The organism is Raineyella fluvialis, assembly GCF_009646095.1.
In the GTDB taxonomy this organism is placed as follows: Bacteria; Actinomycetota; Actinomycetes; order Propionibacteriales; family Propionibacteriaceae; genus Raineyella; species Raineyella fluvialis.
Map to the genome: position 1 here is coordinate 2,543,744 of NZ_CP045725.1, position 13,134 is coordinate 2,556,877.

Below are 13,134 nucleotides of genomic sequence, written 5' to 3' on the forward strand. Positions count from 1 at the left end.
GGACGTCGATGTCCGAACCGTTCCGGATCCTCACCGTCTGCACCGGCAACATCTGCCGTTCACCGGCGGCCGAGTTCCTGCTGCGCCGGGGGCTCGGCGCCGGGGTGGTGGTGGAGAGCGCCGGCGTCGCGGCGCTGGTCGACCGCCCGGTGGATCCCCAGATGGCCGAGCGCCTGCGTGCCGGCGGGGTCGACACCGATGGGTTCCGGGCCCGCTACCTCACCCCGGAGCTGATCGAGCGGGCCGATCTGGTCCTCGCGATGACGCGCGACCACCGCGCTGAGGTGGTCACGGCCGTGCCGCGGGCCCTGGGGCGTACGTTCACCCTCACGGAATACGCGGCCGCGCTCGAGCAGTGGACGGAAGGCGGGCAGACGCAGCCCTTCTACACCCTGCGGGTGCCGGATCGGCTCGCGGAGTTCACCGCCATCGCCGCCCAGCGGCGCGGGACGATACGCTTCACCGACCCCGACCAGTACGACGTCCCGGACCCGTTCCGGGCGGCGCCGGGGGTCTACGACGAGGCGCTCCGACGCATCGGGGCAGCGGTCGACTCCATCGTGGGTCGGTTGCGGGGACTCGAACCGGTCGCCGGGCCGGACTCCGCCGACCGCGGCATGTCCGAGGTCTGGGGCGGGGCGAGTGCGGCTGGTCCGGGACCGGGGCAGGACCGGTCGGGACCCGTAGCCGAACGGCCGTGGGGCCAGGGCGCCGCGGGGGAGGGGTCAGACGAGGGGGGCCTGCGGCGCCTGTTCAGGCGCCGTCGTCCGTGACCGGGTCTGGGCGGCCACATCGGCGGCCGCCGTGCGGACGCCGGTCGGATCCGTCACGTAGCTGTTCATGTGGATGTCGAAGCCACGCAGCATGTTCGAGGGCGACGAGCTGGAGACGGTGAAGTCGCAGACCGAATCGCCGGCGTTGCAGATGGTGTGCCAGCGATCCGGGTGGGCCCAGAAGGTGTCGACGTTCGCGGTGGTCGGGCGGTAGCGATTGCCCGCGATGAACGGCGCCGCGTAGGAGATGCCGTAGTGGTCGGCACCGGTGGCGGTGCTGCCGTACAGATGGCCGGAGTCGTCCGGGAGCCGGTCGGGGTCGGCGATGGCCAGCACGCCGTCGATGCGATCCATCAGGCCCGTGCCGTACGCGGACCGGTGCGCGGCCATGTCCGCCATCGCGCGGTGGGTGATGATCGAGCCCTGGGACTTTCCGGAGATGACGTAGTGCTCGTTCGGGCAGTTGACGGAGCGCTCCGCCATGACCGCCTCGAGCTTCATCACGCCGGTGTCGATGCTGCGGAAGAACTCGTCGGAGGAGTACGGCGAGGCGAGCGTGGTGACGGAGGTCGAGGGGTAGTCGATCGACATCGCGGCTGCGGAGTGCCCGGGGATCTCCATCCGGTACTGCTGCCACGCCAGGGCCGACTCCGGGCCCATCCCGTAGAGGCTCGCGTCGGGGGTCTCACCGGAACCGCGGACCCCGATGAACATCACGTCCTGGCAGGGGATGACAGTCGTCATCGCCGGTGCGGGAGCGGGTCGCGTGGCGGCATCCGCCGGCATCGCCACGACCGCGCTGTAGAGCGCGAGGCTTGCGCCCACCCCAGCCGCGACACGGCGGCGACGTCGCCGGGCCACACTCGCCCGCAGCTCGGGGGCGATGGACCGGTCAGCGCGGAACATGCTGGCGAGGAAGGGAAGGCCGGTCAGGCGGGGGAAGCGCACGCAGTTTTCCTGAGGTCGAGCGTCGGGCGGTTTCCCAGGGGCGGGGCTCCGGTGCCCTGGTGAACGTCTGTTCCCAGGGTAAGGGTCAGCAGCCCGAAATAACGAATCGATATCACCTCGCGGCACAGGGACCGCTCAGGGTGCCGCCCGCGCTCAGACAAGGTAAAGGGTGATTGTCGACCCCTTGGCCAGCATTGAGCCGGGGTCGGAGGACGCGCGGGCCACGTAGCCCAGGCCGAGGTAGTTGACCTCCACCGGCTGGGTCGAGGTCTTGAACCCTGCCTTCGTCATCGTGTCCTGGGCGTCCTTCACCGCCATTCCCTTCACATCCGGGACCGACACCTGCGCCGGCCCCTTGGAGATCGTCAGGGTCACGGTGTCGCCGCGATGCAGCGTCCCGTCAGCCGGTGTCTGGCCCGCCACCTTGCCGGCGGCGACCTGGTCGGAGAAGGCCTCCGACGTGACCACCCGCAGGCCCTTGCCGGCCAGGGTGGCCACCGCGTCCTTGGCGTCGCGGTTGTACCAGGTGGTGATGGCGATCGGTTCCTTGCCCTTCGAGACCGTCAGGTCGACGGCGGTGCCGGGCCTGACCGTGGTGCCGGGTTGCACCGAGGCCGCCAGGACGACGCCCTCGGCGACGTCCTCGCTCCACGCCTGGCTGAGGGTGCCGACCGCGAGGTGGGCGGACTTCAGTGCCTCCTGCGCGGCGGCGCCGTCCTTGCCGATCACCGGCGGGACGGGATAGCGCTCCGGACCCTTGGACAGCACAGCGGTGAGCGTCGCGCCGCGGGCGATGTCCTCACCCGGGCCGGGCACGGTCGCGACGACGCGACCCGACGGCACCGTCTCGGAGAATTCCTCGGTGGTGGCGAAGTTCAGACCCGCCGCCTTGACGGCCGCGGCCGCGTCCGGCTGCGTCATGTTCGTCACCGTCGGGGCCGGCAGGTAGCGGCCGGCGGTCAGCCACCACACTCCCAGGGCAAGGGCGAGCACGGCCACGAGGGTGGTGATGACCGAGGCGACGCGTCGGACGCGGCGGCGCCGCGACTCGCGGTCGATGTCAATGGCGCCGGAGTCGGCCCAGTCGATCTCCTCGGCCTCGATGGCCGGCGCTTCGGTCCGGCAGGAGGTCACAGGCTCCGGCCTGGACGGCACGGCGTCGGGGACCGTGGGAGCGGCGGTGACAGGGACCCGCGGACGTTCCACGGCGCAATGTGCACCGGCACGGTTCTCAGCGACGCGGTTCCCAGTGACAGGGGCCTCGGCGACAGGACCCTGGAGGACGGGGCCCTCGACGTGGGCGGTCTCGACGGTCGGGGTGGCCGGCGCCGTGGCCACCGAGATCGCCGTCATCCCCTCACCGGGGGCAGTCGGACGTGAGGTCTCCCGGGCCGCTGTCGCCGCCGCTCGCGAGGCTGCGAGGGCAGCCATGGCCCGACGTGTGGGGGTGTACTCGATGTCGACCGGTTCGGTGTCGTCGAGCGAGTTGGGGTCGGCCAGCAATGCCGTCAGGTGCGGGTCGTGCATGATGCCCGACGAGAGCGCCTTGCGGGCCCGGCGCACCCCGTCGAGGAAGGCCCGTGCATCGCGCGGACGCTGTTCGGGGTCGCGGGCGGTCGCCGCGCCCACCAGGGCGTCGAGATACGGGGGGATGCCGTCCAGCGATCGACGCCAGTCGGTGTCCACCCAGTCGGACGGCTTCGGGACGTCGCGGTGCACATGTGCGTACGCCACCTGGATCGGCGTGTCGCCCGTGTGGGGCTTCTTGCCGGTCAACATCTCGAACAGCATGATGCCGGCGGAGTACACGTCCGACCGGGTGTCCGCGTGCCCGAGCTCGACGAGCTCCGGCGGGAGGTACGAGACGGTGCCGACCAACAGTCCTTGGGTCGCGGCGGCCGACTGGGCCGTCACGGCCCGGGCGAGGCCGAAGTCGGCGACCTTGAGCTGGCCCCTGCGCGAGATCAGGACGTTCTCCGGCTTCACGTCGCGATGGATCAACCCGGAGTCATGCGCGGCCGCGAGGGCCGAGAGGATCGGATCGATGAGATCCAGGGAGCGGCTCGGGCTGAGCGGCGCGTCGCGGCTGACGAGGCGTCGCAGGGTTGACCCCTCCACCAGTTCCATGACGATGTAGGGACGTCCGAAATCGTTGCCCTGATCGAAAACGGAGACTATGCTGGGGTGTGACAAGCGGGCGGCCGCCCTGGCCTCGCGATCGAAGTTCCTGGCGAAGTCCTGGTCGTCGCCGAGACCCTCATGCATGACCTTGACCGCGACCGTACGGTCGAGCCGGCGGTCCTCCGTCCGGTAGACCGTGGCCATGCCGCCGCGGGCCAGACGCGAGATGATCTGGTAGCGCCCATCGAGGGCGCGGCCGATCAACGGGTCGACAGTGCTGGAATTGCTCACGTCTGCTCCTAACACGGTCAAAGGGGAAGGGGCCGTGTCAGCCTCGAGGCAAGAGTCTAGAGGGGCGCTCGAGGGTTTCGGAGGGAGCGACACGGGCGGGTGTCACAGGTATGTGCTCTCCCGACCGTCGTCCTCAGATTCTTCTGAGAGGCACCCCTGGACAGCGTGTCGGAGCGGTCTCCACGGCGGATTCCGTGGCAGGGTAGGAACCTTTCCCGCCGTACCAACGGGCCCGGGTAAAAGGAGCCGGAGGGCTCAGTGGCTGCGGCGGACCGCCGCGCGCGCCAGGACGGAGAGCGCCTGGTGGCCCTCGTCGGTGATCCCTGCCCCGTCGAGGGCGGCCAGGGCGCGGTCGAGGTGCGACTCGATGTCCGCCTCCACTTTGTCCCGGGCCCCGCTGGCGATGATCAGGTCGCGGGCCTCCGCGAGGCCCTCGTCGCTGAGGTCGGCCGAGCCGACGAGGCTGAGCAGCCGGTTCCGGCCGGCGTCGTTGGAGTCAGCCAGTGCGTAGGCGAGCAGCAGGGTGTGCTTGCCCTCGCGCAGGTCGCCACCGGCGGGCTTGCCGATGACCTCCTCGTCGCCGAAGACACCGAGCAGGTCGTCGCGGTACTGGAAGGCGCGGCCCAGCGGCGAACCGTACGCCGCCAGGGCCTGCTGCACCTCGTCGCGGGCCCCGCCGAGAGCCGCCCCGAACTGGACGGGGCGACGTACCGAGTAGCGGGCCGACTTGAACTCGACGACGCGGCGCACCTGGTCGATGTTGTCCTGCAACCGATCGGGACGCAGCGGCTGGGCCTGCGCCACCACGTCGAGGAACTGCCCGCAGGTCACCTCGGTCCGCATCGCGGCCAGGTAGGGCTGGGCCCGGTGCAGCACGTCGAGCGGCACGCCGGCCGTGTGCACCATCTCGTCGGACCACATCACCAGCAGGTCGCCGAGCAGGATCGCCCCGGCACGGCCGAACTGTTCGCCGGAGCCGACCCAGTCGTGTTCGTCGTGCAGGCCCGCGAACTGGAGGTGGGCCGCGAGCACTCCACGCCGGGTGTCGGAGTTGTCCATCACGTCGTCGTGCATGAGCGCGGACACGTGCAGCAGCTCGAGGCTCGAGGCGGCGCGGACCAGCGCTTCGTACGTCTCGTGGTCGGGCCGGCCGGCGGCGGCCACGTACCCCCACAGGGCGAAGGCGGGCCGCAGCCGCTTGCCTCCGCCGGTGAAGACCTCGGCCAGCTCGGTCATCGGGTCGAGCTCCGCGCCGATGTCCGCCAGCACCTGCCGCTGCCCGGTGAGGAAACCGGTCAGGGCGTCCTGGACGTCCTGACGGAACTCGGCGGCGAGCGGCTGGGCGGGATCGAGACGGTTGACCACGGACTGAGCCTAGGGGGTGCGCCTCGAATCGGCCACATTATCGTGAGCGCCATGGAGCCCCGGACCATCGACGAACTGCTGCGCGCAGGCGAGCGTGCGCTGCATTCCTTCGAGTTCTTCCCGCCGAAGACGCTCGAGGGTGACGCGATGCTGTGGCAGTCCCTGCGCGAACTCGACGACCTCGAGCCTGACTTCGTCTCCGTGACGTACGGTGCCAGCGGCTCCCGGCGCGACATGACGGTGACGATCACGGCCCGGCTCGCCCAGCTGATGAAGGAGCGGCTGGCCCGGGACCCACAGGCTCATGTCATGCAGGTGATGGGCCACCTGACCTGCGTCAGTCAGCCGGTCGACGAGCTCGCCGAGGTGGTCGACAAGTACGCCGAGGCCGGCATCAACCACATCCTGGCCATCCGCGGCGACATGCCGGGTGGCCCGCTGGAGCCGTGGGTCCGTCATCCCCAGGGCCTGGACAACGCGACCGAACTCGTCCGCCTCGTCCGGCGTCGCAACCCCGCCGCGGTGATCGGCGTGGCGGCCTTCCCGGACCTGCACCCCGACCGGCGCGACGCCGCCCTGGACGCCCACATCCTGGTCGAGAAGCAGGAGGCCGGGGCGTCGTTCGCTATCACCCAGCTGTTCTTCGAACCGGACCGCTACTTCGAGCTGGTGGAGCGGGTCCGGGCCCTCGGGTCCGACCTGCCGATCATCCCGGGGATCCAGCCGGTCACCAACGTGAGCCAGATCGAGCGCTTCGCCGACCTGTCCGGCGCCCCCCTGCCGGATCGCGTCGTCGCCCGGTTGCACGCCGTCGCCGATGACCCGGACGAGGTCCGGCGGGTCGGCGTGGACATCGGGGTGGAGCTGTGCGAGCGGCTGCTCGCCGGTGGCGCGCCGGGGTTGCACTACTTCACGCTCAACCGTTCCCGTGCGACCCGGGAGATCTTCTCGCGGCTGAAGCAGACGATCCCCGGGGCCTGAGCGGCGCGGGGTGTCAGACTGGGGACACCCGTCGGTCCTCCGTACGTCGCCAGGAGTCCCTATGCCCCCGTCCCCGCACCAGCCCGTCCTCTGTCTCGGTGAGGCGCTGATCGACGTCGTCGACCGTGGGGGCGTCACCACCGAGCACGTCGGGGGCAGTCCCCTCAATGTGGCCTGCGGGTGCGCCCGCCTCGGGCATCCCACCACGCTGGCCTCGTGGTGGGCCGACGACCAGTACGGCCATCGGATCGACGCCTTCGCCATGGACCACGACGTGGCCGTCACCCCCGGTACGTACGGGGCGCTGCGGACCTCGGTGGCCTACGCCCGGCTGGACGAGGAGGGCCGGGCGACGTACGAGTTCGAGGTCACCTGGCAGGTGGCCGACCTGCCATCGCTGACCGAGCGGTCACACCTGCACACCGGGTCGATCGCGGCGATCCTCGAGCCCGGTGGCTCGCAACTGGTGGAGACCGTCCGCGCCACGGCCGGGGTGGGGACGGTGTCGTACGACCCGAACGTGCGTCCCACCCTGTTCGGGTCACCGAGCCGCACCCGCGGACGGGTCGAGGAACTGGTCGCACTCTCCGACGTGGTCAAGGCGTCCGACGAGGACGTCGCGTGGCTCTATCCCGGCGAGCCCGTCGAGGACGTCCTGAGACGCTGGGCCGCGCTGGGTCCGGGCCTCGTGGTGGTCACCCGGGGTGCCCAGGGCGCCAACGCCGTGCTGTCCGGGCGCCCGGACACCGTGCTGGTGGAGCCGCTCGGTGTCGACCTGGCCGACACCGTCGGGGCGGGGGACTCCTTCACGGCCGGATTGATCTCCGGTCTGCTCGACGCGTCACTGCTCGGCGGTCCCGAGGCGGGGGCGCGGTTGCGCGAGGCCACCTGGGAGTCGGTGATGCCCGCGCTGCACCGGGCCGCTGTGACGTCCGGCCTGACCGTCTCCCACCACGGCGCCTACTCGCCCAGCCGCGACGAGGTGGAACGGGTGCTGGCCGCCGACCCCGGCCTCCGCGGCTGAGGCCGGCGGCCGTCCGAGGCCGGTCCGGTCAGTCGAGATCCACCCGCCAGGCGCCGGGGGTCAGTGCCGCACCGTTCGGCACCAGGTCGAGGGTCACCAGCCGCTGGGTCGGCCGGGTGAGGGCGACGTAGAGGATCCGGCTGCCGCCGATGTGCTGGGCGATGATCTCGTCCGGCGCGATCACGATGACGGCGTCGTACTCCAGGCCCTTCGCCTGGAGCGTGTTGACGCACACCACCCGATCGCGCACGGCGTCGTCGACAGCGAGCCCGTCGAGCAGCTCCTCGATGTCGTACTGGCGTGCCGGGGGCGTGATCACCCCGATCGTGCCGCCCACCTGGGTCGACAGGTCGTCGACGAGCTCCTGGAGCGTGTCGGCGAGGTCGCCGCGGTGGACCGTCCGCAGGTCGGGCGCGATCCCGGTCGACCGGACGGCCGTGGGTAGATCGGCGTCGGGGAAGTCTCGCGAGACGACCTTGGCGGCCAGGTCGAACACCTCGGCGGGCGAGCGGTAGTTCGTGCTCATCCGGAACGTACGCTGCTGGCCGAGCCCGACCAGGGCGCGGATCTCGGCGTCGAGCTCGTGCCGGTCGGGCCAGGAGCTCTGCGCGGGGTCGCCGACGATCGTCCAGGAGGCCTGCGCCCCCCGGCGGCGCAGCATCCGCCACTGCATCGGTGTGATGTCCTGCGCCTCGTCCACCAGGACGTGGGCGAAGGTCTCGAAGCGGTCGGCGTACGGGTCGTCGGTCCGCTCGTGGGTGAGTCGGTCGGAGAGGGTGATGATCTCGCTGACCTGGGCGTCGGCGGTCAGGAACAGCGGCTCGTCGGCGGCCTCGTCCAGGGGAGTGCCGAGCAGCGAGACGAGCTCGTCGAGCAGGGCGACGTCGGCGACCGACCAGTCCTCGTGGCCCTCCGCCCCCAGTTCGGCGAAGGAGGCGAGCAGCTCCAGCTGCTCCTGGGCGTCGAGGAGGCCGTCGGCCACCCGGGCGACGACCTCGGGGTAGGAGAGACGGCGCAGCTCCACCGTGGCGTGCTGGGTCGGCCACCAGGTGTTGAGTGCTTCGACGACCGCGGGGTGGTCCGACACCAGGTCGGTGAAGGCGTCGCGCTCCAGGCCGTGGTCGGGCGGCATCAGGTCCCACAGGGCGGAGATGATGGCGTCGCGGCCGGCGCGGCGGGCGTGGTTGGCCTTCGTCTGGCGTACGGTCTGGCGGCGCAACCCCATCAGGGACTTGCCGGTGAGCCGCAGCGCATTGCCCTTGACCGTCACCAGGAAGTCCCGGTCCAGCTTGGGCTGGTGGCCGGTGCGCCCGACCACGGACACCGTCGCAGGGACCTGCACGAGCCGTGCGAGAACGTCGACCATGCGCACCGAGCCCTTGATCACCGCTGCCCGGGAGTCGTCGGTCCGGTGGGCGTCCACCGGCAGGACGTCGGAGGGGACCGATCCGACCGAGCGCAGCGTCACCGACTCCTCGCCGAGGGACGGCAGCACCCGTTCGATGTAGGTCATGAACACGTCAGAGGGACCCACGACGAGCACGCCGCCCTGTTCGAAGCGTCGCCGGTGGGTGTAGAGGAGGTAGGCGGCGCGGTGCAGCGCGACGACGGTCTTGCCGGTGCCCGGACCGCCGGAGATGATCGTGACGCCTTGGTAGGGCGCCCGGATCGCCTCGTCCTGCTCCCCCTGGATGGTGGCCACGATGTCGCGCATCTGGTGCCCGCGGGCGCGGCTCAGCGCGGCCATCAGCGCACCCTCGCCGATGACGGGCAGGTCCACCGGGGCGGAGGCGCCGTCGAGCAGGTCGTCCTCGATGCCGATCACCCGGTCGTCGCGGCACCGCAGCACCCGCCGCCGGATGACGTCCATCGGGTCCGCCGCGGTGGCACGGTAGAACGGCTCGGCGGCCCGGGCCCGCCAGTCGATCACCAGCGGCTCGTAGTCGTCGTCGTGGACGCCGATCCGGCCGATGTAGTCGGTGTCACCATTGGTGAGATCGAGTCGGCCGAAGACCAATCCCTCGTGCTCGGCCTCCAGGACCGCCAGTCGCTTGGCCGCCTGGTAGGCGAAGACGTCCCGCTCGTAGACGCTCGTCGCGTCCTCCTCCCGGAGGTAGTCGCCACGATCGCTGGTGTAGCGCGAGGCGCCTGCCTGCGCTGCCCGCTGGGCGTCCTTGGTGGCGATGGCCAGGCGTTCGTAGACCTTGTCCACGTGGGCCTGTTCGACGGCGAGCTCGCGAGCCAGGTCCGACGAGATGTCATGAGAAGTCAAGAGCGTTTCGTCCTTACCGGGAGTGACTCTGCAGTCTATCCCGATGCTCCGGGGTCGCCTCGCAGCGGTCCGTCATCGAAGCGGGGGTGGTGGCTCACTGGTCCTTGTTGGAGGGGTGGGTGTCGAGGCCGGTGAGGTCGAAATGGGCGTCGTACGTCGCCAGCGCTCCTGACATCAGCACCGCGGCAAGGTCGTCGCCGCCCCGCCCCAGGGGCCGGCCGAGTAGAGGCGCTCGCCCAGCCGGACAGGCAGTCGCCGCAACCACGTCTGCGGGCCGTCCCAGGCCGGGCCGTGCTCGGGGTCGGGGGTGGCGGCGCCCCAGTCGTGGATGACCGTACGGTCCTGGCTGGCCCAGGTGACCCGTCGCGCCGCGTGGTCGACGATCTCGGTGATCCCGGGACCGGGCAGTTCGGGCTCCGCCGGGCCGCATGAGCGCCGGGGGCGCAGCACCGGCGTGAGGGTTGCGACCCTTCGGGCGGCCCGGGTACGCAATCCGTACGATCCGACGAGGTCGTGCAGGCCCTCGGCGAGCACCACCGCATCGGGCCGGGTCCCGGCCGGGAGCACCGCACCGACCACCTCGTCCGCCAGGGTGCGGCCGTCCGGCCGGCGGGGCGAGCTGTCGAAGCGGATCGGGCGCTCATAGTCGACCACGTCGACGCCCCGGCCGGCGAGCCGCGCCTCGAGCAGGTCGAGCAGCCGCTCGCTGCCGGCGGGCCGGCCCTCGGCGTCGACGACCGTCCAGCGTCCGAAGGTCCGTTCCACGTTGAGCAGGGCGGCGACGAAGGCGGGCGTACGGGCAGGGTCGTGACCCCGTCGCCAGGCGGCGGCCTCGACCAGCGCACGCAGGTGCGGATGGGGCTGGGCCGCGGCCAGGTCGGCGACGCTGAGACCCCACCGCAGCGCCCGGCGATGGGGCCGCACCTGACGCCCGGACACCAGGGAGGTCTCCAGCCCCAGGGTCCGGACGAGGTGCCAGAGCGGTTCGAGGGAGTCCACCAGGTCCCGCCACGACTCGGCGACGGCCGTGCCGTGAGTGGCGGCCAGTTGGTGGAACTGCTGGCCGCGGTCGCCGCCCAGCAGGAGTTCCTCTCCGTCCGTGAAGATGTGGCGGGCCGGTGCCGCGGGCACCAGGTCGAGGCCGGCCCGGGCCAGTTCCGCCGGCAGGATGCGGCCCGACTTCTTGAACAGGTCGCGCCACGGTGCCGGCAGGGTGAGCACCTCCGGGAGCAGGCCGGGGCGAGTCGGCCCGTCGGGCCGCCATTCGGCCGCGAGTCGCGGCGTCCGGCGTACCAGCGTCACCCGGTGACCGCGCTTGGCCAGCCGGGCCGCCGCGGCCATCCCGGCCAGGCTGCCGCCGACGATGACGACGGTGCCGCCGTCCTGGTCGGACGGGCGGGAGGCGTGCCGGGTGCTCACGTCAGCGCCGTGGTCAGGGTCGCCACCCACAGGTGGACCCCCTGGTCCGTCGGGCGGGCCCCGATCACCAACTGGGTGAGCGGCACCTTGCTGTCGGTGAACGCCCGGAGGACGTCGACGGTGGGCAGCCCGAGCCGGTCGGCGGAGCGGGCGAGGTTCTTCATCCGGGTGTCCTGGAGCCCCGTGGTGGCCGTCTCCGGGTTCTGCAGGATGACGAGGCCCAAGGGGGTCTGCTTGGCGGTGACGGCCTGCCACAGGGCAGTGGTGTCCGCGTCGATGGTTGCCGGGTCGTCCTGGTGGCCGAGGTTGAGGATCACCACGTCGGTGGGCTGCGGGTAGAGCTTGCCGAGGTCGGCGGCCACCTTCGGTGTGGTGGCGCTCGCGTAGGAGGCGTTCCAGACGTCGATCCGGGGGCCGTCGGTCGACAGGGTGCGCGGGCCGAGGTAACCGCCGATCGACCGGCTGTACTCGTGGTATACGACGGTGTGGCCGGTGCCCAGGGTGTCCCGGGCCCAGACGAACACCCAGCCGGTGTCCCCGACGGAGGAGTCGTCACCGAGGACGGTGATCGACAGCGGCTGCTGGTCGTTCAGGCGGGCCTTGATGAGGCCGATCCCCTGGCGCTGGGCTGCGGGGGAGGAGGGAGTGGCGCTGGCCGAGACGCTGGTGGACGGGGTGGTGGCCGGCCGGGTGGTGGCGGACGCCGGGTCGGAGGGATGGGCGCTGGCGGCGGACCCCGGGGCGACGGACCCCGGGGCGACGGACCCCGGGGCGACGGACCCCGGGGCGGTGGGCCCGGTGGAGGCGGCCCCCCGATCGTTCCCCCGTGGCGAGCGCGGTGGCGGCCACGAGGACGGCGAGGACGACGGCGACGGTCCCGGCCAGAGCGGGGATGTGGACGCTGTCACCGGGTTGCATGGCTCCGATGGTAGTCAGTGCCGCGGGCCGCCTCCGTCGCGCGGTGCCGATGGGCGCCGTCGGGACGCTTCTGCGCGGGTGTCACAGGGGGCCCGTACGCTCCTCTTCTGTCTCGAACGTTTGTTCGATAAAATGGAGATCCGGGTCGGCGCTGGTGGCCGGTCCGGAGCGAGGGGAGGCCCGACGATGAGGAAGTACGACGAGCCGATCGAAGCATGTTTCGGTGCCGGCAGTTACTCGACGCTGGAGGACGAGCTCCCCGGTCTGCCGGCGGAGTTCCGGTGGCGGAGCCACACCTGGCGGATCCGGGAGGTCGAGGGGCACTGGGTGCTCGCCGACCCCTGGTGGGAGGGCGACCGGGTGGAGGTCGTGGTGGAGCAACGCGAGATCTGGCAGGTCCGGGCCCGTGATCCCTGGCGGGGGCGCGAGGGTGTCTTCCAGATCTACCGCCACCAGGACAGTGGGCGCTGGTCCTTGCTCGCGGTGCTGGACTGAGGGGCCGGCGATGGAGATCCAGGAGCCGATGGAGGTCCTCGAAGGGGACGACCCCTTCATCCACCTGCGGGTGGCCTCGGGCTACTCGCTGCGGTTCGGCGCCTCCCATCCTGGGGCGCTGGTGCGGGCGGCTGCCGAGCACGGCATGGACACCCTGGCACTGACCGACCGGGACGGGCTGTACGGGGCCGTGCGGTTCGCCAAGGACTGCCTTCGTGCCGGGATCGCCCCCGTGCTCGGGGTCGATCTCGGGCTCGATCCCCGCGACCTGGGAGACGGCCCGGGCGTCGGATCCTTCGCCCGGGCCATGGTGGCCGAGGACCCGGGGCTGGGCGGGGCACACCGGACGAGGGTCGGCACGGTGAGGGGCGTGGCCGGTGCGCCGGGAGGTCGACCGGCGCGCCGGGGGCCCGCGCTCGGCGGACCGCTCCGGGAGATCGAGGTCCCCCGGGTGGTCGTCCTGGCCACCTCCGCGGCGGGCTGGGCCGCCCTGTGCCGGCTCACCTCGGCGGTCCACCGGGCGGTCG

10 protein-coding genes and 1 pseudogene are annotated in these 13,134 nt (G+C 71.8%); 5 read left to right on the top strand and 6 right to left on the bottom strand.

The window, feature by feature from the left end; all coding sequences use genetic code 11:
- Positions 1-8: 8 nt before the first annotated feature.
- Positions 9-773, top strand: a complete 765-nt coding sequence (locus Rai3103_RS11645; protein WP_153572742.1) for an arsenate reductase/protein-tyrosine-phosphatase family protein — start codon at positions 9-11, stop codon at positions 771-773.
- Here Rai3103_RS11645 and Rai3103_RS11650 read toward each other — a convergent pair.
- From Rai3103_RS11650 to Rai3103_RS11660, 3 genes are all read right to left on the bottom strand, one after another.
- On the bottom strand, positions 726-1,721 hold the full coding sequence (locus Rai3103_RS11650; RefSeq protein ID WP_153572743.1) for a cutinase family protein: 996 nt from the start codon (positions 1,719-1,721) through the stop codon (positions 726-728). The two genes, Rai3103_RS11645 and Rai3103_RS11650, sit on opposite strands and share 48 nt — an antisense overlap.
- A gap of 153 nt (positions 1,722-1,874) precedes the next feature.
- Positions 1,875-4,133 carry a PASTA domain-containing protein gene (locus Rai3103_RS19075; protein ID WP_153572744.1) on the bottom strand — a complete coding sequence of 753 codons (2,259 nt, stop codon included), beginning with the start codon at positions 4,131-4,133 and terminating at the stop codon, positions 1,875-1,877.
- A 255-nt stretch (positions 4,134-4,388) separates the two neighbouring features.
- Positions 4,389-5,498 carry a polyprenyl synthetase family protein gene (locus Rai3103_RS11660; RefSeq protein WP_153572745.1) on the bottom strand — a complete coding sequence of 370 codons (1,110 nt, stop codon included), beginning with the start codon at positions 5,496-5,498 and terminating at the stop codon, positions 4,389-4,391.
- A 51-nt stretch (positions 5,499-5,549) separates the two neighbouring features.
- Here Rai3103_RS11660 and Rai3103_RS11665 point away from each other — a divergent pair, with 51 nt between their 5' ends.
- A complete protein-coding gene (locus tag Rai3103_RS11665) occupies positions 5,550-6,479 on the top strand; it encodes a methylenetetrahydrofolate reductase (protein WP_153572746.1) in 930 nt (309 codons plus the stop codon).
- A gap of 61 nt (positions 6,480-6,540) precedes the next feature.
- Positions 6,541-7,503, top strand: a complete 963-nt coding sequence (locus tag Rai3103_RS11670; protein WP_153572747.1) for a carbohydrate kinase family protein — start codon at positions 6,541-6,543, stop codon at positions 7,501-7,503.
- 28 nt (positions 7,504-7,531) lie between these two features.
- On the opposite strand, the gene Rai3103_RS11675 is transcribed toward Rai3103_RS11670, so the two are convergent.
- The 3 genes from Rai3103_RS11675 to Rai3103_RS11685 all read right to left on the bottom strand — a co-directional run bounded on the left by Rai3103_RS11675 (position 7,532) and on the right by Rai3103_RS11685 (position 12,102).
- The gene (locus Rai3103_RS11675; protein ID WP_153572748.1) at positions 7,532-9,775 is read right to left on the bottom strand and encodes a HelD family protein; all 2,244 of its coding nucleotides are present in this window, start codon (positions 9,773-9,775) and stop codon (positions 7,532-7,534) included.
- A gap of 174 nt (positions 9,776-9,949) precedes the next feature.
- Positions 9,950-11,194 carry an FAD-dependent oxidoreductase gene (locus Rai3103_RS11680; protein WP_153572749.1) on the bottom strand — a complete coding sequence of 415 codons (1,245 nt, stop codon included), beginning with the start codon at positions 11,192-11,194 and terminating at the stop codon, positions 9,950-9,952.
- A complete protein-coding gene (locus Rai3103_RS11685) occupies positions 11,191-12,102 on the bottom strand; it encodes a hypothetical protein (RefSeq protein ID WP_153572750.1) in 912 nt (303 codons plus the stop codon). The genes Rai3103_RS11680 and Rai3103_RS11685 overlap by 4 nt, the downstream gene beginning before the upstream one ends.
- Before the next feature lie 196 nt (positions 12,103-12,298).
- On the opposite strand from Rai3103_RS11685, the gene Rai3103_RS11690 reads away from it, so the two are divergent.
- The gene (locus tag Rai3103_RS11690) at positions 12,299-12,607 is read left to right on the top strand and encodes a DUF6504 family protein (RefSeq protein ID WP_153572751.1); all 309 of its coding nucleotides are present in this window, start codon (positions 12,299-12,301) and stop codon (positions 12,605-12,607) included.
- 28 nt (positions 12,608-12,635) lie between these two features.
- Positions 12,636-13,115: pseudogene (locus Rai3103_RS17845) on the top strand (PHP domain-containing protein); the annotation flags it as partial.
- Positions 13,116-13,134: the final 19 nt, after the last annotated feature.